Annotated in this window: 26 protein-coding genes; 13 read left to right on the top strand and 13 right to left on the bottom strand. The window is 72.9% G+C overall.

What is annotated here, in order from left to right; all coding sequences use genetic code 11:
* The first annotated feature begins 32 nt into the window (after positions 1-32).
* Positions 33-1,331: a metallophosphoesterase gene (locus ACGF3H_RS21480; RefSeq protein WP_362489629.1), complete on the top strand. Its 1,299-nt coding sequence runs from the start codon at positions 33-35 to the stop codon at positions 1,329-1,331.
* Here ACGF3H_RS21480 and ACGF3H_RS21475 read toward each other — a convergent pair.
* The 9 genes from ACGF3H_RS21475 to sdhC form a co-directional block, all read right to left on the bottom strand.
* A complete protein-coding gene (locus ACGF3H_RS21475) occupies positions 1,322-2,068 on the bottom strand; it encodes a TetR family transcriptional regulator (protein ID WP_362489631.1) in 747 nt (248 codons plus the stop codon). The genes ACGF3H_RS21480 and ACGF3H_RS21475 overlap by 10 nt on opposite strands.
* Positions 2,069-2,079: 11 nt before the next feature.
* Positions 2,080-2,565 carry a DCC1-like thiol-disulfide oxidoreductase family protein gene (locus ACGF3H_RS21470; protein ID WP_362489633.1) on the bottom strand — a complete coding sequence of 162 codons (486 nt, stop codon included), beginning with the start codon at positions 2,563-2,565 and terminating at the stop codon, positions 2,080-2,082.
* 4 nt (positions 2,566-2,569) lie between these two features.
* Entirely contained in the window at positions 2,570-2,977 is a 408-nt protein-coding gene (locus tag ACGF3H_RS21465; protein WP_362489635.1) for a hypothetical protein, read from the bottom strand.
* A gap of 109 nt (positions 2,978-3,086) precedes the next feature.
* On the bottom strand, positions 3,087-3,497 hold the full coding sequence (locus ACGF3H_RS21460) for a VOC family protein (protein ID WP_189229025.1): 411 nt from the start codon (positions 3,495-3,497) through the stop codon (positions 3,087-3,089).
* 41 nt (positions 3,498-3,538) lie between these two features.
* Positions 3,539-4,159 (bottom strand): Uma2 family endonuclease, encoded by a 621-nt coding sequence (locus tag ACGF3H_RS21455; protein WP_362489637.1) that lies wholly within the window; start codon positions 4,157-4,159, stop codon positions 3,539-3,541.
* A gap of 163 nt (positions 4,160-4,322) precedes the next feature.
* Positions 4,323-5,096, bottom strand: a complete 774-nt coding sequence (locus ACGF3H_RS21450) for a succinate dehydrogenase iron-sulfur subunit (RefSeq protein WP_239765570.1) — start codon at positions 5,094-5,096, stop codon at positions 4,323-4,325.
* Positions 5,096-6,850 (bottom strand): succinate dehydrogenase flavoprotein subunit, encoded by a 1,755-nt coding sequence (sdhA, locus tag ACGF3H_RS21445; RefSeq protein ID WP_362489640.1) that lies wholly within the window; start codon positions 6,848-6,850, stop codon positions 5,096-5,098. Before sdhA ends, ACGF3H_RS21450 begins: the two co-directional genes overlap by 1 nt.
* A 19-nt stretch (positions 6,851-6,869) precedes the next feature.
* The gene (locus ACGF3H_RS21440; protein ID WP_362489642.1) at positions 6,870-7,352 is read right to left on the bottom strand and encodes a succinate dehydrogenase hydrophobic membrane anchor subunit; all 483 of its coding nucleotides are present in this window, start codon (positions 7,350-7,352) and stop codon (positions 6,870-6,872) included.
* Positions 7,353-7,357: 5 nt separating this feature from the next.
* A complete protein-coding gene (sdhC, locus tag ACGF3H_RS21435) occupies positions 7,358-7,738 on the bottom strand; it encodes a succinate dehydrogenase, cytochrome b556 subunit (protein ID WP_164332902.1) in 381 nt (126 codons plus the stop codon).
* Positions 7,739-7,881: 143 nt separating this feature from the next.
* Here sdhC and ACGF3H_RS21430 point away from each other — a divergent pair, with 143 nt between their 5' ends.
* Complete coding sequence (locus ACGF3H_RS21430) at positions 7,882-7,983, top strand: 2Fe-2S iron-sulfur cluster-binding protein (RefSeq protein WP_362489644.1); 102 nt, start codon at positions 7,882-7,884, stop codon at positions 7,981-7,983.
* Here ACGF3H_RS21430 and ACGF3H_RS21425 read toward each other — a convergent pair.
* Positions 7,949-8,464 carry a 2-oxo-4-hydroxy-4-carboxy-5-ureidoimidazoline decarboxylase gene (locus ACGF3H_RS21425; protein WP_362489646.1) on the bottom strand — a complete coding sequence of 172 codons (516 nt, stop codon included), beginning with the start codon at positions 8,462-8,464 and terminating at the stop codon, positions 7,949-7,951. The two genes, ACGF3H_RS21430 and ACGF3H_RS21425, sit on opposite strands and share 35 nt — an antisense overlap.
* Before the next feature lie 273 nt (positions 8,465-8,737).
* Here ACGF3H_RS21425 and ACGF3H_RS21420 point away from each other — a divergent pair, with 273 nt between their 5' ends.
* The 8 genes from ACGF3H_RS21420 (at position 8,738) to ACGF3H_RS21385 (ending at position 16,553) form a co-directional block, all read left to right on the top strand.
* Positions 8,738-10,309 carry a glycoside hydrolase family 20 protein gene (locus tag ACGF3H_RS21420; protein WP_362489671.1) on the top strand — a complete coding sequence of 524 codons (1,572 nt, stop codon included), beginning with the start codon at positions 8,738-8,740 and terminating at the stop codon, positions 10,307-10,309.
* Positions 10,310-10,413: 104 nt separating this feature from the next.
* Positions 10,414-10,956 carry a hypothetical protein gene (locus tag ACGF3H_RS21415; protein ID WP_362489648.1) on the top strand — a complete coding sequence of 181 codons (543 nt, stop codon included), beginning with the start codon at positions 10,414-10,416 and terminating at the stop codon, positions 10,954-10,956.
* Positions 10,957-11,043: 87 nt separating this feature from the next.
* Positions 11,044-11,613, top strand: coding sequence for a hypothetical protein (locus ACGF3H_RS21410; protein WP_362489650.1), 570 nt, complete (start codon positions 11,044-11,046; stop codon positions 11,611-11,613).
* A 233-nt stretch (positions 11,614-11,846) separates the two neighbouring features.
* Entirely contained in the window at positions 11,847-12,221 is a 375-nt protein-coding gene (locus ACGF3H_RS21405) for a hypothetical protein (RefSeq protein WP_362489651.1), read from the top strand.
* A 143-nt stretch (positions 12,222-12,364) separates the two neighbouring features.
* Positions 12,365-12,982 carry an RNA polymerase sigma factor gene (locus ACGF3H_RS21400; RefSeq protein ID WP_362489653.1) on the top strand — a complete coding sequence of 206 codons (618 nt, stop codon included), beginning with the start codon at positions 12,365-12,367 and terminating at the stop codon, positions 12,980-12,982.
* Between the two features lie 50 nt (positions 12,983-13,032).
* Positions 13,033-14,307, top strand: coding sequence for a hypothetical protein (locus tag ACGF3H_RS21395; protein ID WP_393816524.1), 1,275 nt, complete (start codon positions 13,033-13,035; stop codon positions 14,305-14,307).
* Positions 14,308-14,667: 360 nt separating this feature from the next.
* Positions 14,668-15,330, top strand: a complete 663-nt coding sequence (locus ACGF3H_RS21390; RefSeq protein WP_189229014.1) for an RNA polymerase sigma factor — start codon at positions 14,668-14,670, stop codon at positions 15,328-15,330.
* On the top strand, positions 15,330-16,553 hold the full coding sequence (locus ACGF3H_RS21385; RefSeq protein WP_362490486.1) for a hypothetical protein: 1,224 nt from the start codon (positions 15,330-15,332) through the stop codon (positions 16,551-16,553). Before ACGF3H_RS21390 ends, ACGF3H_RS21385 begins: the two co-directional genes overlap by 1 nt.
* Before the next feature lie 204 nt (positions 16,554-16,757).
* On the opposite strand, the gene ACGF3H_RS21380 is transcribed toward ACGF3H_RS21385, so the two are convergent.
* Complete coding sequence (locus ACGF3H_RS21380; protein WP_362490484.1) at positions 16,758-17,699, bottom strand: L,D-transpeptidase family protein; 942 nt, start codon at positions 17,697-17,699, stop codon at positions 16,758-16,760.
* Positions 17,700-17,951: 252 nt separating this feature from the next.
* Between ACGF3H_RS21380 and ACGF3H_RS21375 the strand changes: the two genes are divergently transcribed.
* Both ACGF3H_RS21375 and leuE read left to right on the top strand, forming a co-directional pair.
* Complete coding sequence (locus ACGF3H_RS21375) at positions 17,952-19,550, top strand: methylmalonyl-CoA mutase family protein (RefSeq protein WP_362490482.1); 1,599 nt, start codon at positions 17,952-17,954, stop codon at positions 19,548-19,550.
* A gap of 99 nt (positions 19,551-19,649) precedes the next feature.
* Positions 19,650-20,300 (top strand): leucine efflux protein LeuE, encoded by a 651-nt coding sequence (leuE, locus tag ACGF3H_RS21370; protein ID WP_362490480.1) that lies wholly within the window; start codon positions 19,650-19,652, stop codon positions 20,298-20,300.
* Between the two features lie 25 nt (positions 20,301-20,325).
* On the opposite strand, the gene ACGF3H_RS21365 is transcribed toward leuE, so the two are convergent.
* Complete coding sequence (locus ACGF3H_RS21365; protein ID WP_362490477.1) at positions 20,326-21,729, bottom strand: FAD-dependent oxidoreductase; 1,404 nt, start codon at positions 21,727-21,729, stop codon at positions 20,326-20,328.
* A 79-nt stretch (positions 21,730-21,808) separates the two neighbouring features.
* On the opposite strand from ACGF3H_RS21365, the gene ACGF3H_RS21360 reads away from it, so the two are divergent.
* The gene (locus ACGF3H_RS21360; RefSeq protein ID WP_362490474.1) at positions 21,809-22,459 is read left to right on the top strand and encodes a TetR/AcrR family transcriptional regulator; all 651 of its coding nucleotides are present in this window, start codon (positions 21,809-21,811) and stop codon (positions 22,457-22,459) included.
* Here the strand turns inward: ACGF3H_RS21360 and ACGF3H_RS21355 are convergent.
* Positions 22,444-23,439, bottom strand: coding sequence for a class I SAM-dependent methyltransferase (locus tag ACGF3H_RS21355; protein WP_362490471.1), 996 nt, complete (start codon positions 23,437-23,439; stop codon positions 22,444-22,446). The genes ACGF3H_RS21360 and ACGF3H_RS21355 overlap by 16 nt on opposite strands.
* Positions 23,440-23,493 lie beyond the last annotated feature (54 nt).

Below are 23,493 nucleotides of genomic sequence, written 5' to 3'. Positions count from 1 at the left end.
CACCGACGTCACAACCGAGGGGATCCGACGGCATGGTGGTCGTCTTCGCGCTCGTCGCACTGGCCGTGGTGGGCGTCCTGGTGACGGCCAACTGGTACGTGTGGCGGCGCCTGTTCCGCGACACGACCCGGGGCCCCGGCACCGCGCGCCGCGTCGGCGCGGTGGTCGTCGCCGGGGGCTGGGCGCTGGCCGTCGGCGCGCTGGTCGCCGAGCGCGCCGGCGCCCCCTTCTGGCTCCAGCGCGTCCTGGCCTGGCCGGGCTTCCTGTGGCTGGCCCTGTCGCTCTACCTGCTGCTGGCGGTGCTCGCGGGCGAGGTCGTACGGCCGCTGCTGCGCAGGGTCCTGGAGCGGCGGGCAGCCGCGCGGCCGGCGGACCCGGGTGAGCTGCCCGACCCGGCCGCGGACCCGGAGCGCATACCGGCGGGCACCGCGCCGCCCCGGACGCCGCCCGCCGGCCCCGAGCAGACCGCCGCGTCCGGCGCCACGCCACCGAGCCCCCTCGCCGTCCCCTCGCGCCGCCTGTTCGTCTCCCGCGTCGTCGCCGGTGCCGCGGCCGCGGCGGCCGTCGGGACGGTCGGATACGGCACGTACGGAGTGCTGCGCGGTCCGAAGGTGAAGCGGGTCACCGTGCCGCTGGCCAAGCTGCCGCGCGCCGCGCACGGCTTCCGCATCGCCGTGGTCAGCGACATCCACCTCGGCCCGGTGCTCGGCCGGGGCTTCGCGCAGACGGTCGTCGACACGGTCAACTCCACGCAGCCCGACCTCATCGCCGTCGTCGGCGACCTGGTGGACGGCAGCGTGAAGGACCTCGGCCCGGCCGCCTCCCCGCTCGCGCGGCTGCGGGCCCGGCACGGCGCGTACTTCGTCACCGGCAACCACGAGTACTTCTCCGGCGCCGAGCAGTGGGTCGCCGAGGTACGCCGGCTGGGCCTGGTCCCGCTGGAGAACGCCCGCACCGAGCTGCCCCACTTCGACCTGGCCGGCGTCAACGACGTGGCGGGCGAGGACGAGGGCCAGGGCCCCGACTACGCCAAGGCCCTCGGCGACCGCGACCGGGCCCGTGCCGTCGTGCTCCTGGCCCACCAGCCGATCCAGATCCACGACGCCGTCGACCACGGCGTCGACCTCCAGCTCTCCGGCCACACCCACGGCGGCCAGCTCTGGCCGGGCAGCCTCGTCGCCGAGGCCGCGAACCCCACGGTGGCCGGCCTGGAACGCTACGGCGACACCCAGCTCTACGTCAGCCGCGGCGCCGGCGCCTGGGGCCCGCCCACACGCGTGGGGGCGCCGTCGGACATCACGGTGATCGAGCTGGCGTCCCGTCAGGCCTGACGCGGGGGCTTCCGGTCCGAGGGGTCGGGGAGCGCCTTGGTCATGCCGGGCAGGAAGTCCGTGAACAGCTCGTGCACCTCGCGCACCAGCGGGCGCAGCACCCGGAAGCGGGCCAGCGCGACACCCCGCGCGGTGAGCCGGGCGCCGCGCTCGGCCAGCCGGTAGCTGCGCTCGCGGCCCGGGGTGCGGTCGAAGACCCAGTACAGGACCAGGCCCATCTGGGAGAGCCACATCAGCTCGGGGAGGATGTCCCGCAGGTCCTCGGGCACCTTGGTCTTCGTGCCCGCCAGCACGGCGCGGTGGACGCTGATGGCCTCCACCCGCGCGTGCTCCGACTCCGGGGAGAAGGGGCTGAGCGGGCTGTCCGGGTCGGCCGCGTTCTTGAAGAACTGCACCGCGAACTCGTGGTACGGCGTCGCGATGTCCAGCCACACCTTCAGCACGCCGGCGAGCCGCGCCTCCAGGTCGGTCTCCCGCGCCAGGACCTCCCGGACCGCCGCCTGGTGCTCGGCGGCGATCCGGTCGTAGAAGCCCTGGATCAGGTGTTCCTTGCCGGCGAAGTAGTAGTACGCGTTGCCGACGGAGACGCCGGCCTCCTGGGCGATGGCCCGCATGGTCGTCCGGTCGTAGCCGCGTTCCTGGAACAGCCGCATGGCCGTCTCCAGGATCAGCGCGCGGGTCTGCTCGGACTTGCTGAGGGGGGCTCCGTCGTCGGGGCCGTCGTTCTTCGCAGGCACAGGAAGAGAGCCTAACGATTGACGCAGGCGCCGTCGTCGCAGCCCGGTCCGGTGTACAGCCAGCCGAGCCCCGGCTCGTACACCCACCCGTCGGCGCGGCGGTACCCGTTACCGCCCCACCGCTTCTGCCCGTCCCGCCACTTGGCGGCGGCCAGGACGGCTCCGCGGGCCAGCCGGGCCCCGGCGGGCGTGCTGAGCCGGTGGGCGAGCCGGCGGTACTTGCGCAGCGACCACAGGACGACGACCCAGGCGGCGGCGCCCCGGTAGACCTGCCCGGCGTCGCCCACGGCGGTGACCTCGTCGAGGGAGGCGCCGTGGTCGAGGCCGGGGAACCGCCGCCGGGCCTCGTCCGACCCCGCCGGGACCAGGTCCAGCGGCACCAGCCGGGGCTGGCGCAGCAGCCAGTCCCGCACATGGGCGCACAGGGAGCATTCGGCGTCGTAGAGGACGGTGAGCCGGCGCACGGGGGCGCCGGCCGTCCCGGGAGCGGGAGCCATCGGCTCAGGCCCCGGCCGTCGGGGCCGCCCAGCCCTGCGGCGGGACCGGCGGGATCTGCTCCCGCTCCATCATCCCGCGCCGCCGGATCTTGTTGAGCACGTACACGTTGCCCAGGTGCATCACGCCGAGCACCAGCAGCACCACGCCGAGCTTGGTCGACAGCGCCTCGAAGATGCCGCGGGTGTCGGTGATGGTCTCGTCGTCGCTCAGGTAGAGGGCCACGAAGCCGAGGTTCACGAGGTAGAAGCCGACCACCAGGAGGTGGTTGACGGCGTCGGCGAGCTTCTCGTTGCCGTGCAGGACGTCGGCGAGGAAGACCCGCCCGTTGCGGCTGAGCGTGCGGGCCACCCAGACGGTCAGACCGATGCTGACGACCAGGTAGATGACGTAGGCGATGACGGTGCGGTCCATGCCCCACCCCTTCTTGAACGCGTTCAAAACGCTGACAGGACTGACTGTAGACCTGCTTTTGAACATGTTCAACTCAAGGGTGGAGTGGTCCGCGTCACGCGGCCGGCGGCTACGGCCGGCGGCCGAGCTCGGGACGCTTGGAGTAGTCGGTCAGGCCGATGACGTTGCCCCAGGGGTCGGCGAACTCGACGGTCCATCCGGTGGCGACGGGGAAGGGCTCGTCCAGCGGCGTGATGCCCGCCTCGCGCAGCGCCCCGGCAGCCGTGCGGGCGTCGGGCACCTCCAGCCACACCCGCGCGGAGGGCCACAGCGGCGGGCGCCGCCCGAACTCCTCCTCGGCCCGCAGCAGGACGCCCGGCGTCTCCCCGCCGACCTTCAGCAGCGCGATCCCGGCCTCGTCGAGCCGGAAGGCGACCGGGAAGCCGGCCCGCTCGTAGAACCCGACGGCCTCACCGAGGTCACCGACGGGCAGCAGCACGTTGTCGAACCCGAGCAGTTCGTACGACTCGTCATCTGACATGGCGTCAGGCTAGGACGCTCATCGCCCGGAACGGCTGATTGTCAGCCCTCGTCGGGCGCGCTCTTCGTCCGTCCGGCGGCAAGGATCTCGGCGACGTCCAGCGTGACCTCGGCACCGAGGGAGTCGGGCAGGGTGACGGTCTCACCGGGGGAGTGGACGCGGTGGGTGGAGTAATCGGCGCAGTCGGGGTCGGTCAGGACGTGGAGGCGCTGGTGCTTGCGGTCGACGATCACGTACACGGGGACCATGGCGGCGGCGTAGGCGGTGACCTTGGTCTTCAAGTCGTTCTTCCAGTTGCTGGAGGTGACCTCCAGGACGAGGCGGAAGCAGACCGGGTCGTAGCAGTTGTTCTCGACGAGGTGATCGTCGACATCGGCGTCCACGATCGCCAGATCCGGAATCGCGTAGTCCTCGGCGTCGGTGGGCAACCAGAGACCGATGCCCTGGACCACCTTCGAATACGCGCCATGAAGGCCTGCGGCCGCGATGGGCAGGACGAGGTCGGTCAGGACTACGGCGTGCGGGCCGTCCGGTGGCGGGGCCACGACGAGCTGGCCTCCGATGATCTCGACGCGGTAGCCCGGGAGCCGGTCCATGATGCGGTTCGCCTCCGCGATCAGCGGGAGTTCGCCGTGGGGCAGCTCGACGGATGCTGCAGACATCGCGTGCCTCCTGGGGGCTGGTGTCGAGGCCATCATCGTAGGCCGGACCGGGCCCACGAGGCCCTTCATCGCCCCATCACTCGATCGTGTGGCATATGCCAGAGGGCCCCGCTCCCAGGGGAAACGGGGCCCTCACCGGCCTACGGCGGCGAACCGACGGATGTCAGAAGCGGCGCGTGATCAGCGCCCGCTTCACCTCCGCGATCGCCTTGGTGACCTCGATGCCGCGCGGGCAGGCGTCCGTGCAGTTGAAGGTCGTGCGGCAGCGCCAGACGCCGTCGCGGTCGTTCAGGATCTCCAGCCGCTGCTCGCCGGCCTCGTCGCGCGAGTCGAAGATGAAGCGGTGGGCGTTCACGATCGCGGCCGGGCCGAAGTACTGGCCGTCGTTCCAGAACACCGGGCACGAGGACGTGCAGGCGGCGCACAGGATGCACTTCGTCGTGTCGTCGAAGCGCTCGCGGTCCTCGGCGGACTGCAGACGCTCACGCGTCGGCTCGTTGGTGTCCTTCGTGATCAGGAAGGGCATCACGTCCCGGTACGCCTGGAAGAACGGCTCCATGTCGACGACCAGGTCCTTGAGGACCGTCAGGCCCTTGATGGGCTCGACCGTGATCGGCTTCTCGGGGCTGATGTCCTTGATCAGCGTCTTGCAGGCCAGCCGGTTCTTGCCGTTGATCCGCATGGCGTCGGACCCGCAGATGCCGTGGGCGCAGGAACGGCGGAAGGTCAGCGTGCCGTCCAGGTCCCACTTGATCTTGTGAAGGGCGTCGAGGACGCGCTCCTTCGGGTCGATCTCCAGCTGGAAGTCCTGCCAGGTCGCCTCCGCCGAGACCTCCGGGTTGAACCGGCGGACCCGCATGGTGACAGTGATGTAGGGGGAGTCGGCGAAACCGGGCTCGGGGGCCTTGTCGCTCTTCTCCATGACAGGGGTAGCCATCAGTACTTACGCTCCATCGGCTGGTAGCGGGTCTGGACGACCGGCTTGTAGTCCAGACGGATGGACTCGGAGCCGTCGTCGCCCACCTCGCGGTACGCCATGGTGTGGCGCATGAAGTTGACGTCGTCGCGGTTGGGGTAGTCCTCGCGGTAGTGACCGCCGCGGGACTCCTTGCGGGCGAGCGCGGAGACCGCCATGACCTCGGCCAGGTCGAGCAGGTTGCCCAGCTCGACGGCCTCCAGCAGGTCGGTGTTGAACCGGCGGCCCTTGTCCTGGATCGCCACGTTCTTGTACCGCTTGCGCAGCTCGGCGATCTTCTCGACGGCCGTCTTGATCGTCTGCTCGGTGCGGAACACCATGACGTTGGCGTCCATGGTCTCCTGCAGCTCGCGGCGCAGCTCGGCCACCCGCTCGTTGCCGGTGGAGGTGCGCAGCCGCTCGATCTGCTCGACGACCAGGGACTCCGGGTTCTCCGGCAGCTCGACGAAGTCCGCCTTCTGGGAGTACTCCGCGGCGGCGATGCCCGCGCGGCGCCCGAAGACGTTGATGTCGAGCAGCGAGTTGGTGCCCAGGCGGTTGGCGCCGTGCACGGAGACGCAGGCCACCTCGCCGGCCGCGTACAGGCCGGGGACGACGGTGGTGTTGTCCGCGAGGACCTCACCCTCGACGTTGGTCGGGATGCCGCCCATGGCGTAGTGCGCGGTGGGCTGGATCGGGATCGGGTCCGTGTAGGGCTCGATGCCGAGGTAGGTCCGCGCGAACTCCGTGATGTCGGGCAGCTTGGCGTCCAGCTGCTCCGGCGGGAGGTGGGTGAGGTCCAGGTAGACGTGGTCGCCCTCGGGACCGCAGCCGCGGCCCTCACGGATCTCCGTGTAGATGGAGCGCGAGACGACGTCACGCGAGGCGAGGTCCTTCATGACCGGCGCGTACTTCTCCATGAAGCGCTCGCCGTCCTTGTTGCGCAGGATGCCGCCCTCACCGCGGGCGCCCTCCGTCAGCAGGATGCCCATGCGCCAGATGCCGGTCGGGTGGAACTGGAAGAACTCCATGTCCTCCAGCGGCAGCCCGCGCCGGTACACGGCCGCCTGGCCGTCGCCGGTCAGCGTGTGCGCGTTGGACGTGACCTTGAAGAACTTGCCGGTGCCGCCGGACGCGTAGATCACGGCCTTCGCCTGGAAGACGTGGATCTCGCCGGTCGCCAGCTCGTAGGCGACCACGCCGGCCGACTTCTTGACGCCGTCGACCTCGGTGATCAGCTGGTCCAGGACGTAGAACTCGTTGAAGAACTCCACGCCCTCCTTGACGCAGTTCTGGTACAGCGTCTGGAGGATCATGTGGCCGGTGCGGTCGGCCGCGTAGCAGGAGCGGCGGACCGGGGCCTCGCCGTGGTTGCGGCTGTGACCGCCGAAGCGGCGCTGGTCGATGGTGCCGTTCGGGGTGCGGTTGAACGGCAGGCCCATCTTCTCCAGGTCGAGGACCGAGTCGATGGCCTCCTTCGCCAGGATCTCGGCGGCGTCCTGGTCGACCAGGTAGTCACCGCCCTTGACCGTGTCGAAGGTGTGCCACTCCCAGTTGTCCTCCTCCACGTTGGCCAGCGCGGCGGCCATGCCGCCCTGCGCGGCGCCCGTGTGGGAGCGGGTGGGGTAGAGCTTCGTCAGGACGGCGGTGCGGCTGCGCTTGGTCGACTCGATGGCCGCGCGCATGCCGGCGCCACCGGCGCCGACGATGACGGTGTCGTACTTGTGGATCTTCATGATTCTCGCAGCCCCGTGCCTAGCGGATGTTCGGGTCGAAGGTGAAGATCACCAGCGTGCCCAGCAGGATGGTGAACACCGTGGCGGTGTAGAGCAGGCCCTTGAGCCACAGCCGGGTGTTCGCGCGCTCCGCGTAGTCGTTGATGACCGTGCGCAGGCCGTTGGCACCGTGCAGCATCGCGAGCCAGAGCATCAGCAGGTCCCAGACCTGCCAGAACGGCGAGGCCCAGCGGCCGGCCACGAAGGCGAAGCCGATCTTCGAGACGCCGCCGTCCAGCACGAGCTGGATGAGCAGGTGCCCGATGACCAGGACGACCAGCACCACGCCGGACAGGCGCATGAAGAGCCAGGCGGCCATCTCGAAGTTGCCGCGCGTGGACTTCGGGGACTTCTTGGTGCGCTTGCGGGGCGGCTCGATCAGCGGCGCGGGGTTGTCGACCGTGTGGACGGACGCACCCTCGACGGGGCCGATGCCCGAGGCGGACTTCTCAACAGTGGACATGCGCGTCAGCTCCCGAACAGTTCACGAGCGGCGTGGCCGAGGACGGGGTAGATCGCCCCGAGCATCAGCACGACCCAGACGGCGACGACGGTCCAGAGCATCTGCTTCTGGTAGCGAGCGCCCTTGATCCAGAAGTCGACGGCGATGACACGCAGGCCGTTGAGCGCGTGGAACAGGATGGCGGCGACGAGGCCGTACTCCAGCAGCGCGACGATCGGCGTCTTGTACGTGGCCACGACGGTGTCGTAGGCCTCGGGGGACACACGGACGAGAGCGGTGTCCAGCACGTGAACGAACAGGAAGAAGAAAATGAGGACGCCGGTGACTCGGTGAGCCACCCAGGACCACATTCCTTCCCGGCCGCGGTACAGCGTTCCAGCCGGCACGGAAGTTTCCTCCGGGAGCGGGGATTGGGGCCGCGCCGGCTTTCCTTGTCGGTCGGGCCCGGCCGGGTACGGTCCACCGGCCCCCAGCATCGTAGCGACGGTTGCCCGTGGTGCTTACGGGGGGCCTGCCTATGTGATCAAAGTTGCACTCAAAGGAGCAGTCCGCCGGCTGTGGGGCGGGGGTTTGTCTTCAATGCCGGGTGCGTGTCGTCAGTGGCTGGTCGCGCAGTTCCCCGCGCCCCTGAGGGTGCTCGTCAGTCTGCCCCGTGCCAGGCGCCGGAGTTCTTCCGCCGCCACCTGGCGTTCCTCGTCGGGATCGTTCGCCAATCGTGACCGGATGTCCGCGAGGGCGTGGTCCAGGGCCTCGCCCGCGGGCAGGCCGTCCAGGCAGATGGCGAACGCGTGTCCGAAGCGACTCTCGTACGCCGCGGTCGCCGCGGTCAGAGCCGTGTGGGCCGCCGCGTACGTGTCCGCGGCCAGGGCGGGCACCGCCTCCCTCGCCAGGGCCTCTGTGAGGTCGGTCGAGCTCAGGTCGTACGCCGCCTCGTCGGCCGCCGCGAGGAGGGCCGGGAGGTCCGGATAGGGGCGGTGGGCGGCCAGGCGGTGGGCCCACTCGTGGCTGTTCAGGCAGGTGAGCAGGGTTCGGACGGCCTCATCGGCGGGGGCGGTGTTGAAGCGCTCCAGCGAGGAGGGTGTGACCTGTGCGGCGCGGGTTTGCACCGGCACGGGTATGGCGACTCGGCCGGGGAGGTCTGGAAGACGATGGGCAGGCAGCGTGGGTCCTTGTGGGCGTCACGTGTGTCGGCAGGGGATTGTGCGAAATAAGTGACGACACGTTATCGAGAGAGGGCATCGGATGTCCGTACGCTGCCCGAATTTCACCCGAACGGGAGAGTTTCGGAACATGTGGTGGACGCATGGTGGAGTCGTCGGCCGTAGGTTGACGTCGTGAGCCAGCACGGACGCCGGACACCGGCGCGCACAGTGAGGCAGCGAGCGGTGATCGCCGGAGCGGCGGTCGCGGCGCTCGGCGTGGGAGTCGGCCTCTGGGCCGCCGACGGCGACGGGAACGGCGGGCCCGCGGGCTCCACGGGGCGGTCCTCCGCCGAGGCGGCCGCCCCCTCGCCCAGCCCCAGCCGCTCCTATCCCCTGTCGACGGAGCCGCGGACGGTGCCCGCCGTACGGCAGCACACCCCGGCCCGCGGCCCCGGCTGGCAGCCGGGCCCCGGCCACCGGGTCGTCGTCACCGACCCGTCCCTCGCCGACGAGGGGCGGCTGGTCGCCGGTGAGCTGGGGATGGCGTACGCCGGTGAGCAGGACGACGCGCGCTCCGGGGACCTGCGGCTGGAGGTCAAGGCCGACCGGGGAGCGAACCCGGAGTCGTACTCCATGACGGTGCGCGACGGCCGCGTCACCGTCAGCGGGCCGGCCGAGGCGGGCGTCTTCTACGGCACCCGCACCCTGAAGCAGGAGGTGGACGGCGGCGGCACCGCACCGGAGGGCGTGGTGAAGGACGAGCCGGCCAAACCCAAGCGCGGCTTCATGCTCGACATCGCCCGCAAGCACTACGACGCCGACTGGATCAAGGACCGGGTCCGCGAGCTGGGCGACCTGAAGTACAACGAGCTGGGCCTGCACTTCTCCGACGACCAGGCCTTCCGCATCGAGTCCGACTCGCACCCGGAGATCGTCTCCCAGGACCACCTGACCAAGGCCGAGGTCAAGGAGATCACCGACCTCGCCGCCTCCCGGCACATCACCGTCGTCCCCGAGATCGACTCGCCGGGCCACCTCGGCGCGGTCATCGCCGCGCACCCCGACCTCCAGCTGCGCAACGCCCGGGGCACGGCCACGCGCGGGGCGATCGACATCTCCAAGCCGGAGGCCGCCGAGATCGTCGACGACCTGCTGGACGAGTACGCCGACCTCTTCCCCGGCACCCAGTTCCACCTCGGCGCCGACGAGTACCAGGCGCTCGTGGTGCCGGACCCCGAGGCGTCCTACCCGACGCTGGCCGCCGCCGCCCGCGACGCCTACGGCTCCGGCGGCACCGTCGCCGACCTCACCACCGGCTGGCTCAACGGCCGCGCCAAGACGGTCATGGCCCACGACCGCACCCCGCGGGCCTGGAACGACGGCTTCTTCAAGGACACGTCCGTCGAGCCCATGAAGGACATCAAGGTCGCCTACTGGACCGGCAAGGAGATCGGCGCCCGCCCGCCGGCGGAGTACCTGAGCGCCGGCCGCGAGGTCCTCAACTACAACGACGAGTTCCTCTACTACGTGCTGGGTGAGCCCCAGACCTTCGTCTACCCGACCGGCGAGCGCATCTACGAGCAGTGGACCCCGCGCGTCCTGCGGGGCACCACGGCGGTCGACGCGAAGTACGACGACCAGATCCTCGGCGGCAGCTTCGCCGTCTGGGGCGACATCCCGAACGCCCAGACGCAGGCACAGGTCGCCGCCGGCATCCGGCTGCCGCTGGCGGCGACGGTCCAGAAACTCTGGGACCCGGACAAGCCCGAGCTGTCCTGGACGGAGTTCAAGGCGCTGGCCGACCGGCTCGACTGACGGCCGGCCGGGCCGCCCCGGATTGTCCGATACGGCTCCGAACTCCCGTACGGCTGTGGTGATGTTTGGGCGAGCCGAACCGTCACGCCGGGGGGAGCCGGGACATGGGCTACTGGGGGTACTTCGTCGTGGGCCGCGCGGAACGGCCGCTCGTGGAGCTGGGCGCGCTGCCGGGCGCGGCGGACATGACGCTGCGGGTGACCGCGCCGGACGGCTGGCAGGTGTGGGAGTACCCGGGCGGCGAGGGGGACGTCGGGAACATGAACGACCTGGCCGCGCGGACCGGCGCGCCCGCGCTGTTCGGGTACGTCATGGACAGCGACTGCGTGGTCGTCGAGGCGGCGGCACCCGGCAGCGGGGCGTGGACGACCTGCCTGGTGCGCACCGCGATGGCCGGGTACCTCGGGGCCGAGAACGAGGGGCTCACGCTGGAGGACTACTTCCTCGAGCCCCGGGACGCCGCCGAGCGTGCCGTCGCCTGGGCCGCCGAGGCCGGGCGCACCGCGGACGCCGGGGAGCTGGCCGACGTGCTGGCGGCGGACCCGGGGGGCGACGCGGCTCCCGGCCCGGACCCGTCCGAGGCTTCCCCGGCGGCCGAGGACCTCTTCTTCCGCTTCCTCGACCGGCTCGGCGTGGTGCCGCTGTGACACTCCCGGGTCCTCGCACGCAGTAGGGGGAAGTGCGGGTTCCGTGGTGGAACGCGGGCCGGGGCGGTAGGGACGAGGAGGCGCCGGATGAGTCTGGTGGAACTGATCGCGCAGGCCGACGCACGCGGGCTCGCCGCGAGCGGACTGGCCTGTCTGGACCGATGCCTGCCGCTGCTGGACGGCGACGACGACGTGCTGCGGCCGTTGTGGGCGACCCTCGCCGACGGGGACGTGACCGAGGGCGGGCCGGCCTGGGCACAGGGGTGGGAGCAGGTCCGCGGCAAGCTCGCCGGGCCCGACGCGGCCGGCGAGGACGAGGCCGTCCTGCTGGCCCGGCGGATGCTGGCCGCCGCCCCGGCCGGGTGCTCGGCCGCCGAGGTACGGGCCTGGGCCGACGCCTGTTCCGTGGCCTCCCTGCGGATCCACCGGCTCCTGGACCCGGCCGGGGACAGCGGCGCCGGTGCCGACGCCGGCCCTGAGGGAGCGGCGCACGGCACGTCGCCGCTCGTCGCCGCCGAACTGCGCCGCCAGGTCTCCGTCCTGGAGCTGCTCGCGGGCCACGGCCCGGCCGGGCTGCGGGGCGCCCTGGACGTGTCCACGGAGGGCCGCCGGGTGCTTCGGGCGGTGGTCTCCCGCAGGGCGCGCGGGCGGGGCTGACGCCGGCCGGGCTGTGACCGTCCTGCGGGGACGGCGCGGCGGTGCTGCGGCGGACGTGGGGGAGGTGGGGCGGTCCTGCGCCGGTTGCGGAACGACGGGCGGAACCGTGTGACGAAACGCCGCCGGGCGACGCTCTTGCGGATGTGACGACTGTGACGAGCGAAGCGACGGTGACCAGTGGGACCACTGCCCCGACCACCCCGACTCCCGGGCCCACGGATGCCGGTCCGACGGTGCCGGACCGGCCCCGGGCCGCCACCAAGCCGGCGCGGTGGGCGGCCGACACGGTGGCCGTGATGCGCGAGGGCGCACGGCTGCGTCTGGACTACTCGCCCCAGAGCCTGTGGCGCGTCGACCGCATGATCGACGGCATCCGGGGCGAGGGAGCGCCCTACGCCGCGGTCGAGACCGTGCTGCGCGGGCTCGGGGCCTACGCCGGTGAGGTGATCGTGCGGGAGAGCGGTGCCGAATGGTGGGCGACCGGCGGCGACCACTGGGTCCGCACCCGCGACGGCCGCCTCTGGGACCCGATCGACGAGGCCCGCCGCTGCTTCGCCGGCCACGGGTCGTTGCGCCTGCTGTGCCGGGAGGCGACGGCGGCACGGTGACGCCGGGGGCGTACCGCCCGGCGGCCGCGGGCGGGCGGGCGTACGGGCCGTTCGCTGTGACACTTCCGTGCGGCCCGACGCTGATGACCTTGGGGGCGGGCTCGACGAGCGCGCCGGGTATCCGGTACGGACGAGGACGCTTCTTGGGCCAGGGAGGGGAAACCCGCCGCGTACAGGCGTACGACGGGGAACTGGGCGCGGCCGTCGCGCTGGCCCAGGAGGGGGACGAGGCCGCCTTCGCGGTCGCCTACCGGCTCGTGCAGCCCGGCCTGCTCGGCTATCTGCGCGGGCTGGTCGGGGACGACGCCGAGGACGTTGCCTCGGACGCCTGGCTGGAGATCGCGCGCGACCTGGGACGCTTCCGCGGCGACGGGGCCGGTTTCCGGGGCTGGACGGCGACCATCGCCCGGCACCGGGCGCTGGACCACCTGCGGCGCCAGAAGGTGCGGCCCCGGGCGTCGGCGCTGGAGCAGGACGTGCTGGACCTGCCCGGCGGGCACTCCACCCACGACCAGGCGCTGGAGACGCTGTCCACCCGGGCCGCGCTGAGCCTGGTCCGAGGGCTGCCGCGTGACCAGGCGGAGGCCGTGCTGCTGCGCGTCGTCGTCGGTCTCGACGGCCCCGCCGCCGCACGCGTACTGGGCAAGCGGCCGGGCGCGGTGCGCACGGCCACGTACCGGGGTCTGAAGCGGCTGGCCCGGCAACTGGGCGCCGACGGTGTGACGGATGAGGGGCCCAGGACGCTGGGGGAGTCGACATGAGGGGCGCCGACGGCGGCGGCCCCGGGGACCGAGCGGGAACGGAAGCGGGCATGGGCGCACAGCGGAGCGACGGCGGACACGCCCGCCGGCCTGCCCACCCCGCCCCCCGGACCACCCCCGGCGACCTGCGGGGCGGCGACGCCGGCTCCCGGGGCCGGCGGTCCGAGCCCGGTGCCGGGGATGCCCGTGACGCCTGGGCCGCCTCCGAGGTCTCGCGGGGCGGCGACGCCGGCTCCCAGGGGCGGCGGTCTGCCGAGTCCGATGCCGGGGATGCCCGTGACGCCTGGGCCGCCTCCGAGGTCGCGCGGGGCGGCGACGCCGGCTCCCAGGGGCGGCGGTCTGCCGAGTCCGATGCCGGGGATGCCCGTGACGCCTGGGCCGCCTCCGAGGTCGCGCGGGGCGGCGACGCCGGCTCCCAGGGGCGGCGGTCTGCCGAGCCCGATGCCGGGGATGCCCGCGATGCCCGGGCCACCCCTGGCGACCCGCGGGGCGGTGGCGGCGGGTGCCGGGGCCGGCGGTCCGCTCTCCCCGGTGCCCAGGACGCCCGGTGTGCCGGTGACGCCCTCGACGTGCCGGCCGTCGAGGAGCTGCTCGCCGCTGCCCTGCGCGGTGGTGCCGAGGGCGAGCGGCGGGCCGTGGAAGCCTTCCGGGCCGCCCGGGACACGGGGGCCCACCGCGCGGCGCGGACCGCGTGCGTCCGCCGCCGGGACGACTGGCGGCCCAGGGAGAGGCGACGCGCCCGGCGTTCCCTGCGGACCACCCTGTCCGTCCTCCTGGCGAGCCTCACGCTCGGTGGAGTGGCGTACGCGGCGATCGGGGCGGGCGACGCGGGCGGTTCCCCGGCCGAGGGCACTCCCTCCGCCGGGAACCGGGGTCCGGTACCCACCGCCGCCCCGACCGGTACGGGCAGCGTCGGCCGCCCCGTCGCGCCCGGGCCCTCCGGCGCCACCACCGCGTCCGGAGCCCCGGCCGCCGGCCGGGACACCGAGGCCCACTGCCGTGCCTACGAGCGGGTCGAGGGACGCGGCCACGCGCTGGAGGCCACGGCCTGGCGGCGGCTCGTCGAGGCGGCGGGCGGTGAGGGACACGTCGCGGAGTACTGCGCCCGGCAGCACGCACGGCAGACGGGACCCGCCACCGCAGGCCACGGGAACGACGGGGCCGGAGCCACCGGGAACAACGGGACCGCGGCGAACGCCGGGGGCGGGCCGGGTGAGCCGGCCCGGGCGAGCGGCAACCCCGGCGACGGCAACGGCGACGGCAACGACGGCGGGAACGCCACTGGCGGGAAGAAGACGGGGCAGGACCGCGGTCGGGGCGAGTAGCCCTGGGCCGAAGGCGGTGGCCAAGGCAACGGCCGGGGCCGCCACCCCCCACAGGAGAGGCCCCGGCCGTCGCGCGGCACGGGCCGCGCGGCGACCCGTACTCCCTACAGCGCCGCCGATGCGTTTTCTGTCACACCCCACCCCGTCACGGCTTAGTTGCATCTTGTACGGCAATGCGATGAGGACATGGACGAGCGGCGGTTTCAAGACGTAACGTGCCTTTCGCGCCGATCAGCGGGGGACCTTCCTCCCGCATCACACCAGCGGTGGACCACCGCGACGACTCGATGAGGAACCACGACGGCGAGCACCCGGCACGCGAGAGCGGCGCCGGCTCAGGCGCAAGGAGAGGCGCGTTCGGTGCTGGGGGACGACGCGGAGCTGACCGCCGCGGTGCGTGCGGCGCAGGACGGGGACGAGACCGCGTTCCGGACTGTGTACCGCGCTGTGCACCCGCGGTTGCTCACCTACGTGCGGACGCTGGTCGGTGATCCGGACGCCGAGGACGTGGCGTCCGAGGCGTGGCTGCAGATCGCCCGCGACCTGGAACGATTCGACGGCGACGCGGACCGGTTCCGCGGCTGGGCCGCCCGGATCGCCCGCAACCGCGCCCTGGACCACATCCGCATGCGCGGACGCCGGCCGGCGATCGGCGGCGACGAGACGGAGCTGACCGGCAAGCCCGCCGAGTCCGACACCGCCGGCGAGGCCATCGAGGCCCTGGCCACCGACAGCACGCTCTCCCTCATCGCGCGGCTGCCGCAGGACCAGGCCGAGGCGGTCGTCCTGCGCGTGGTCGTCGGGCTCGACGCCAAGAGCGCGGCCGAGACGCTGGGCAAGCGCCCCGGCGCCGTCCGCACGGCGGCGCACCGCGGCCTCAAGCGCCTGGCCGAACTGCTCGGCGGCGATCCGGAATCCACCGGGGTGCTCGACGCCCTGCCGCCCCAGCGAGAACCGCGCCGCCGCGCGGTGACGTCCGCGACTGTGACGCATACGCGTGCGCGGACGCAGAAGGACATGTGATGTCGGACGAGCAGGACGGGTGGCTGGACCGCGAAACGGCGGAGACCTTGCTGCGCGGAGAGTCACTGAAAGCTGTCGACCCCGCGGTCCGGGACCGCGCCGAACGGCTCGCCCACACCCTGGACGCGCTGGCGGCGCACCCCGTGCCGACCAGCGGAGAACTGCCCGGCGAGGCCGCCGCGCTGGCCGCCTTCCGCAAGGCGCGCGCCGACGACGCGGCGGAGTGGGCCGACGTACCGGCCGCACGCGTCCGCGGCACGGCGGCGCGGCCGTCCGACGCCGGGCTGGTCCGCATCGGCCCGCGCCGCGACGGCGCCGGGCGTTCGCGCTGGGGCCGCCCGCTGCGCCTCGGACTGGCCGCCGCGCTGACCGCCGGCATGGTCGGCGGGGTCGCGGTGGCGGCCGGAACCGGAGTCCTGCCGACGCCGTTCCGCGGTGCCGTACCGGAGGACCCCGCCGCCACCGTCTCGGCCGCGGCCAGCCCCGACCGTCCGCTCGGCTCGCCCACCCCCCTGGACGGTCTGCGGGAGGGACCCGCGTCCGACGGCGCCACGTCCGGCCCCTCCGGCGGCGGGACCACGCGCGACGAGGCGGGCGGCGCCACGGCCGGCGGCCCCGACGCGGGCGACCGGACGTCGGACGGTGCGGACGGCCACCGGCGCGAACTCGCCACGTCCTGCCGTGAGGTGGACGCCGGCCGGGCTCTCGACGGCGCCCGCAGGCGCGCGCTGACGGAGGCGGCCGGCGGCACCGCACGGGTGGGCGCGTACTGCAGGAGCGTCCTCGCCGGCACCGGTGCCACGGACCGGGACCGGAGCGGGGGTGGTGCCGGGGAGGCCGCGGCGGGTGCCCTGGACGGGACGGCGAGCGAGGGCGAGCCCCGCAAGGACACCGGCGGCAAGAGCGAGAACGCCGGCAACAACAGCCAGAACGGCAACAGCGGGAAGAACGGCAAGGGCGGCAAGACCGTCAAAGCCGATAAGGGCGGCAAGGGCGGCAAGGGAAGCAAGAACGACAAGAGCGGCAAAGGCGGTAAAGGCAGTAAAGGGGGCGAAGGCAAGCAGGACGGCGGGGGCGAGGGCGACAACGGTGACGGCGAGGGCGACGACCGTCCTCACACAGCCCCCCACGCCGTGGGCGGCCCGGTGGCCGTTCTGCCCCTGCCGGACCTGCTGCCGAAGCGTGCCCCGCAGCAGCTTCCGATCCTTGGCAATACCGTCTGACCTGCACTTTCGCGAGCGGACGGAATTTCTTCCGCGGCAGGTGTGACACTTTCGGCCGCCGGAGCGCAGTACAGAGTGAGCCGACTGGTCATCGGCTCCCTGCACTGAGCCGGGGTTCCCCCCGTACCTGCGGCTCGTGCACCTCGGCGCGGGCGGGACACGTTCCCCCGGTCCCGCCCGCGCCCCATCCGCCTCCGCGGCGCCTCACCGGTACACGACGACCTTGTCGCCCTTGCGCACCTGCGCGTACAGGGCCGCGATCGCCGCCTCGTCCCGCACGTTGACGCATCCGTGCGAGGCCCCCGCGTAACCGCGCGCGGCGAAGTCGTACGAGTAGTGCACGGCCTGGCCGCCGCTGAAGAACATCGCGTACGGCATCGGCGAGTGGTAGATCGTCGACCAGTGGTGGCGGGACTTCCAGTAGACGTGGAAGACGCCCTCCCGGGTCGGCGTGTACTGGGAGCCGAACCGCACCGCCATCGTCGACACCGTCCGGCCGTCGACCATCCAGCGCAACGTCCGGCTCGACTTGCTGAGGCACAGCACCCGGCCGGTCATGCAGCGCGGGTCGGGTGCGGCGGCCGGCTGCCCGCCCGTCGCGTAGAGCTGCCACCTGCCCGGCTCGCGCGTCATCGCCGTCAGCCGCCGCCAGGTGACGGTGTCCGTCCGGCCCGTCCGGGGCAGTCCGCGCTTGCGCTGGAAGCCGCTCACCGCGCGCGCGGTCCGGTCGTCGTACGTCCCCGTCGGGCCGCCGGCGAACCAGCCGACCTGACGCAGCCGTGCCTGGAGTTCGCGGACGTCGCGGCCCTTGTCGCCCCGCTGCCACAGCACCCGCGGCGCGGGCCGGGCGGGCGGAGCGGCGGCCGGCCGGCGGGCGGCGGACGGGGCGCGCTTCGGGGGCGCCGCCGGGGCGGCGCCGGCTGCGGGCGAGCGTCCCGCGGCGTTGGCGCCGGGCGCCGGTGCGCCCGCCGGACCGTGGGCGCCGGGTGCCTGCGGGCCCGTGCCGCCGACGCCCGGCGCCGGCGGTCCGGTGCCGTCGATGCCGGGGCCCGTCACCGTGCAGCCGCCCGCCGCCAGCACGGCGCCCAGGGCGCAGGCGACCGCGCCCGACCTGTACCGCGCACTCCTCATGCCCCTCATACGCATCACTGTCCCCGTCGTCTCACGGTTCGGCACGGATGTCCCCCAGAGATGCTCCCCGCGGATGACGTGCCGCGAACGGCGCGGCATCGTTGTGACCGGGACCGCAACGCGGCTGTGAGCAAGGTCCCAGCGTGTGCCCCTCCACCCGGGCGCGCGCCCGCCGATACAGTCCGACGGAGGGTCGGTCTGTACTGGCGAGTAACTGACGGGTAGTTCGAGCAGCTCGAACACATGCTCAGCGGGAGGCAACACACCATGACGCGCGAGTCGGGCAGTGTCCGATCCACCGAGAGCGGACTGCCCATCGAACCGGTCTACGGGCCCGGCACCCGTGAGGGCTGGGACCCGGCCGAGAAGCTCGGCGAACCGGGCCGGTACCCCTTCACCCGCGGCGTGTACCCGACGATGTACACCGGCCGCCCGTGGACGATGCGCCAGTACGCCGGATTCGGCACGGCCACGGAGTCCAACGCCCGCTACAAGCAGCTGATCGCCAACGGCACGATGGGCCTGTCCGTCGCCTTCGACCTGCCCACCCAGATGGGCCACGACTCCGACGCCCCGATCGCCTCGGGCGAGGTCGGCAAGGTCGGCGTGGCGATCGACTCGATCGACGACATGCGGGTGCTGTTCGGCGGGATCCCGCTGGACAAGGTCTCCACGTCCATGACGATCAACGCGCCCGCCTCGCTGCTGCTCCTGCTCTACCAACTCGTCGCGGAGGAACAGGGCGTCGGCGCGGACCAGTTGACCGGCACGATCCAGAACGACGTGCTGAAGGAGTACATCGCGCGCGGGACGTACATCTTCCCGCCCAAGCCCTCGCTCCGGCTGATCGCGGACATCTTCAAGTACTGCAAGGCCGAGATCCCGAAGTGGAACACCATCTCGATCTCCGGCTACCACATGGCCGAGGCGGGCGCCTCCCCCGCGCAGGAGATCGCCTTCACCCTCGCCGACGGCATCGAGTACGTGCGCACGGCCGTCGCGGCCGGCATGGACGTCGACGACTTCGCGCCCCGCCTCTCCTTCTTCTTCGTGGCCCGTACGACGATCCTGGAGGAGGTCGCCAAGTTCCGCGCGGCCCGCCGGATCTGGGCGCGGGTCATGAAGGAGGAGTTCGGCGCGAAGAACCCCAAGTCGCTGATGCTGCGCTTCCACACCCAGACGGCCGGCGTCCAGCTGACGGCCCAGCAGCCCGAGGTCAACCTGGTCCGCGTCGCCGTCCAGGGACTCGCGGCCGTCCTCGGCGGCACCCAGTCGCTGCACACCAACTCCTTCGACGAGGCCATCGCGCTGCCGACCGACAAGTCCGCCCGCCTCGCCCTGCGCACGCAGCAGGTCCTCGCCTACGAGACGGACGTGACGGCGACGGTCGACCCGTTCGCCGGGTCCTACGTCATCGAGAAGATGACCGACGACGTCGAGGCCGCCGCCCTGGAGCTGATGCAGAAGGTCGAGGACCTCGGCGGCGCGGTCAGCGCCATCGAACACGGCTTCCAGAAGAACGAGATCGAGCGCAGCGCCTACCGCATCGCCCAGGAGACCGACTCCGGCGAGCGCGTCGTCGTCGGCGTCAACCGCTACCAGCTCGACGAGGAGGAGCCGTACGAGCCCCTCCGCGTCGACCCGGCCATCGAGGCCCAGCAGGCCGAACGCCTCGCCAGGCTGCGCGCCGAGCGCGACCAGCAGGCGGTGGACACGGCGCTGACCGCCCTGAAGAAGGCCGCCGAGGGCGAGGACAACGTCCTCTACCCGATGAAGGACGCGCTGCGGGCCCGGGCGACGGTGGGCGAGGTGTGCAACGCGCTGCGCGAGGTGTGGGGGACGTACGTGCCCTCGGACGCCTTCTGAGGGCGTTTCTGATTACCCGTCGGACGCGCTGCGTGCGCGTCCGTACCGACGTCTGAAACGCGGGCGCGGAGTGTCGCACCCCCGTGCGACACTCCCTCCATGTTCGGCGTCATAGACCTCCCCACCTACCTGGCAGGCCTCGTCCTCATCGTCCTGCTGCCCGGTCCCAACTCCCTCTACGTCCTCTCCGTGGCCGCCCGCCGGGGCGTGCGCGCCGGGTACACGGCCGCCGCCGGTGTCTGGTGCGGGGACACGGTGCTGATGACGCTGTCGGCCGCCGGAGTGGCCTCGCTGCTCCAGGCCAACGCCCTGCTGTTCGGGATCGTGAAGTACGCCGGTGCCGGCTACCTCACGTGGCTCGCGGTCGGGATGATGCGGGCCGCGTGGGGGATGTGGCGGACCCGGCGGGAGCAGGCGGCGCCGGACGCCGCCGCCCCGGTGGCCGGGGACGAGCGGCCCTTCCGCCGGGCCCTGGTCGTCAGCCTCTTCAACCCGAAGGCGATCCTCTTCTTCGTCGCCTTCTTCGTGCAGTTCGTCGACCCGGGCTACGCCTACCCGGCCCTGTCCTTCGTCGTCCTCGGCGCCTTCGCCCAGTTCTTCAGCTTCCTCTACCTGAGCGCGCTGATCTTCAGCGGCACCAAGCTGGCCGCCGCCTTCCGTCGCCGCAAGCGGCTGTCGGCGGGGGCCACCTCGGCGGCGGGCGCGCTGTTCCTGGGCTTCGCGGTGAAGCTGTCGGTGGCCAGCGCGTAGCGCCTGCCGCGCCGGGGGCCCACCGTCAGGCCAGGCCGAAGCGGGCCAGGTAGCCGCCGAGCCCGGTCGCGTCCTGGCCCGCCCAGCCGACGTAGCCGTCCGGCCGGACCAGGAACAGCCCCGTGCCGTACGTCCCGTGTCCGGGCCCCCGGACGACGGGCACCGACTCCGGCACCGGCGGCGCCGTGGCGCCCAGCGCCAGCAGCGTCCAGTGCGGTCCCCGGAAGGCGTCGAAGATCCGTACGCCGTCCACCCTTCCGTCGGGCGCGCGGTCACCGGCCCGTATCGCACCCTCGTCGACGGTGTCCCGCGTCTCCACCGTCAGCGACGACTGCCGGTACCCGATCCCCAGCTGCCGGGTCGCCCCGCCGCGCCGCACCTCGCCGCGGTGGACGGCGGTCGACAGGTCGAGCATCTCCGCGGCGACGGGGCGCCGTTCCTCCTCGTAGCTGTCCAGGAGCGTGGCCGGAGCGCTGCCCGTCAGCACCGCGTCCAGCTTCCAACCCAGGTTGTAGGCGTCCTGGACGCTGGTGTTCAGCCCCTGACCGCCCGCCGGTGAGTGCACGTGGGCCGCGTCGCCGGCGATGAAGACCCGGCCCGAGCGGAAACGGTCGGCCAGGGCCGCCCGCGGCCGGAAGTCGGAGGCCCAGCGCACCTCGGTCACGTCCTCGGCGGCGATGTGCGAGCGCTCCGCGACGACCTTGCGGACGCCGTCCGGGGAGGTGTCCACGTCCGCGCCCTCCGGGAACCGCGCCATCACCTGGAAGTCCTCGGTGCCGGCCAGCGGGCAGATCGCGAGGAGGTCGTCGCCTTCGCGCGGCGGGAAGACGTGCCAGTTGTCCCGGTCCAGGCCGTTGATCCGGACGTCCGCCACCAGCGTCGGGTTCGGGTCGACGGGCTCGCCGGTCATGCCGATGCCCAGCGCGCGGCGCACCGCCGACCGGCCGCCGTCCGCCGCGACCAGGTAGCGGGCGCGCACCGTCCCGCCCGAGGAGAGGCGCGCGGTGACGCTCTCGTCGTCCTGCGAGACCCCGACGACCTCGTGACCGAAGGCGATCCCGCCCCCCAGTTCCGCGAGCCGGGCCGCCAGGATCTCCTGCGTGCGCCACTGCGGCACCATCCACGCCCTGTTGTACGGCGAGTCCTCGCTCGGCTCGGCCGGGTCGAACATGTGGTGCTCGCCGGCCCGCTCGCCGTTCTTCCAGATCATGCCGACCGGGTAGGTGCCGCCCGCCGCGTGGATCGCGTCGATGACGCCGAGGTCGTCGAAGACCTCCATGGTGCGGGGCTGGAAGCCCTTGCCGCGCGAGCCGGGGAACAGCGTCCCCTCCCGCTCCACGACCAGCGCGTCCACGCCGCGCCGGGCCAGATCGATGCCGAGCGCGAGTCCGGTGGGGCCCGCGCCGGCGATCAGGACGTCCGTGTGCATGCCGCATCTCCTTAACGCTGCTAAGTGCCGCTTGCCCCCGAGCATCTCCTTAACAGCGTTAAGGTGTCAAGCTGTGCCCGTGGGAACGGAACGACGCGCCCCCCTCGACCGCCGACGGGTCGCGGACACGGCGCTGACGCTGCTGAACGAGGTGGGCCTCGACGGCCTGACCCTGCGCACCATCGCCCGGGAACTGGACGTCAAGGCGCCCGCCCTGTACTGGCACTTCAAGGACAAACAGGCCCTGCTCGACGAGATGGCCACCGAGATGTACCGCCGGATGATCGCCGAGGGTTCGCTCGACCCGGAGGACACCTGGCGCGAACGGCTGCTCAAGTCCAACCGCGGCCTGCGCGCGGCGCTGCTCCGCTACCGCGACGGCGCCAAGGTCTTCAGCGGCTCACGCTTCACCGGCCTGGAGCACGCCGAGCAGATGGAGGACGGCCTGCGCCTGTTCACCGCGGCCGGCTTCACCCTCCCCCAGGCGGTGCGGGCGACCTCGACGACGTACGTCTACACGCTCGGCTTCGTCACCGAGGAACAGGGCGTCGCGCCCCTGCCCGACCAGCGGCGCGAGGGCTACGACGTGAACGAACGCGCCCGCCGGATGGCCGACTTCCCCCTGTCGGCCGCGGCGGGCGCGGAGATCTTCGCGGACTACGACCGGCACTTCGAGGAAGGGCTGGCGCTGGTGATCGACGGAATCGCGGTGCGTTACGGCCTCGGCTGAGACCCGGCCGCCGCCCTGCGCCGGGCCGCCAGCCGGCGCCGCACGGCCCGGGTGACGACCGGCGGCAGCAGGTCCAGGGCGAGGCGGCGGGCCCGGTCGCGGGGGGACGGCGCGGACGCCGGCCGTGCCGTGCGGCCCGCCTGCGGCGCCGCCTTCGTCTGGCCCGGCAGGGCCGCGGCACCCGGTTGCGGGCCCGCAGGATCCGGCGCGGACGCGCGGTGCCGGGAGACCGGCAGCGACGGCAGCAGCATCGTCTTGCCCTTGGCGCGGAACCGGACCAGCCGGTGCCCGGCGGCCTGCTCCACGGTCACCGAGCAGTCGTCTCGTCCGCGCAGCGCGGCGAGCAACCGCTCCTGGACGGGCTCGGGGTCGCCCCAGGTGGCGTACAGCTTCTGGGTGCTCAGGCAGACCGGGCGCAGCCCTCGGTTGAGCACGGCCTCCCAGGCGGCGACGGCCACGCCCGGCGTGTGCTCGGTGCGGTAGTCGTCGAGGACGACGATGCCCTCGGGCAGCAGCAGGTCGCGGACCGCGCCGATGTCCCCTGCGACGTGCTCGTACAGGTGCGAGGCGTCGATGTGCGCGAAGCGGCAGGTGCCGGGCGCGACCTCCCCGGTGATCGCGGAGCTGGGCGCCTGCACGATCACCGGCAGGCTGTCGTGGAAGGACAGGTAGTTCCGCTCGAAGGCCTGCCGGGTGAGCGTGGAGTACGACTTCGCGGACTCGGCGCGGTTCGCCTCGTCGGGGGCGTCCGCCTCGAAGAGGTCGCAGACGGTGAGCTTCTCGCCGTCCTGCAGGTGGTGGCCCAGCAGGATCGCGCTCTTGCCGAGGTAGGCGCCGAGTTCGAGCAGGTCGCCGCGGGTGCCCGCGGTCTCCTGCCGTTCCAGGAACCAGGAGAACAGCACCTGGTCGAGCGGCCAGAACCAGCCGGGGACGTCGTTCAGCTCAGCGGGATACGTGTGCGTAGCTTGCGCGGTCGCCATGAAGGGAGGATGCCTCCTCGGATCCGGAAAGGCAGCGGGCGCGCGCGGCCCGGT

It is taken from the genome of Streptomyces sp. NPDC048185 (assembly GCF_043202495.1).
Lineage (GTDB): Bacteria > Actinomycetota > Actinomycetes > Streptomycetales > Streptomycetaceae > Streptomyces.
Note: the sequence above shows the minus strand (reverse complement) of the source record. Positions and strands in the feature narration are given on the sequence as shown.

Coding starts and splice junctions, on each gene's coding strand:
- ACGF3H_RS21480 (WP_362489629.1), top strand. CDS start 33: ATGGTGGTCGTCTTCGCGCTCGTCGCACTGGCCGTGGTGGGCGTCCTG.
- ACGF3H_RS21470 (WP_362489633.1), bottom strand. CDS start 2,565: ATGGCTCCCGCTCCCGGGACGGCCGGCGCCCCCGTGCGCCGGCTCACC.
- ACGF3H_RS21465 (WP_362489635.1), bottom strand. CDS start 2,977: ATGGACCGCACCGTCATCGCCTACGTCATCTACCTGGTCGTCAGCATC.
- ACGF3H_RS21460 (WP_189229025.1), bottom strand. CDS start 3,497: ATGTCAGATGACGAGTCGTACGAACTGCTCGGGTTCGACAACGTGCTG.
- ACGF3H_RS21455 (WP_362489637.1), bottom strand. CDS start 4,159: ATGTCTGCAGCATCCGTCGAGCTGCCCCACGGCGAACTCCCGCTGATC.
- ACGF3H_RS21450 (WP_239765570.1), bottom strand. CDS start 5,096: ATGGCTACCCCTGTCATGGAGAAGAGCGACAAGGCCCCCGAGCCCGGT.
- sdhA (WP_362489640.1), bottom strand. CDS start 6,850: ATGAAGATCCACAAGTACGACACCGTCATCGTCGGCGCCGGTGGCGCC.
- ACGF3H_RS21440 (WP_362489642.1), bottom strand. CDS start 7,352: ATGTCCACTGTTGAGAAGTCCGCCTCGGGCATCGGCCCCGTCGAGGGT.
- ACGF3H_RS21415 (WP_362489648.1), top strand. CDS start 10,414: ATGGGCTACTGGGGGTACTTCGTCGTGGGCCGCGCGGAACGGCCGCTC.
- ACGF3H_RS21410 (WP_362489650.1), top strand. CDS start 11,044: ATGAGTCTGGTGGAACTGATCGCGCAGGCCGACGCACGCGGGCTCGCC.
- ACGF3H_RS21395 (WP_393816524.1), top strand. CDS start 13,033: ATGGGCGCACAGCGGAGCGACGGCGGACACGCCCGCCGGCCTGCCCAC.
- ACGF3H_RS21385 (WP_362490486.1), top strand. CDS start 15,330: ATGTCGGACGAGCAGGACGGGTGGCTGGACCGCGAAACGGCGGAGACC.
- ACGF3H_RS21380 (WP_362490484.1), bottom strand. CDS start 17,699: ATGCGTATGAGGGGCATGAGGAGTGCGCGGTACAGGTCGGGCGCGGTC.
- ACGF3H_RS21375 (WP_362490482.1), top strand. CDS start 17,952: ATGACGCGCGAGTCGGGCAGTGTCCGATCCACCGAGAGCGGACTGCCC.
- leuE (WP_362490480.1), top strand. CDS start 19,650: ATGTTCGGCGTCATAGACCTCCCCACCTACCTGGCAGGCCTCGTCCTC.
- ACGF3H_RS21365 (WP_362490477.1), bottom strand. CDS start 21,729: ATGCACACGGACGTCCTGATCGCCGGCGCGGGCCCCACCGGACTCGCG.
- ACGF3H_RS21355 (WP_362490471.1), bottom strand. CDS start 23,439: ATGGCGACCGCGCAAGCTACGCACACGTATCCCGCTGAGCTGAACGAC.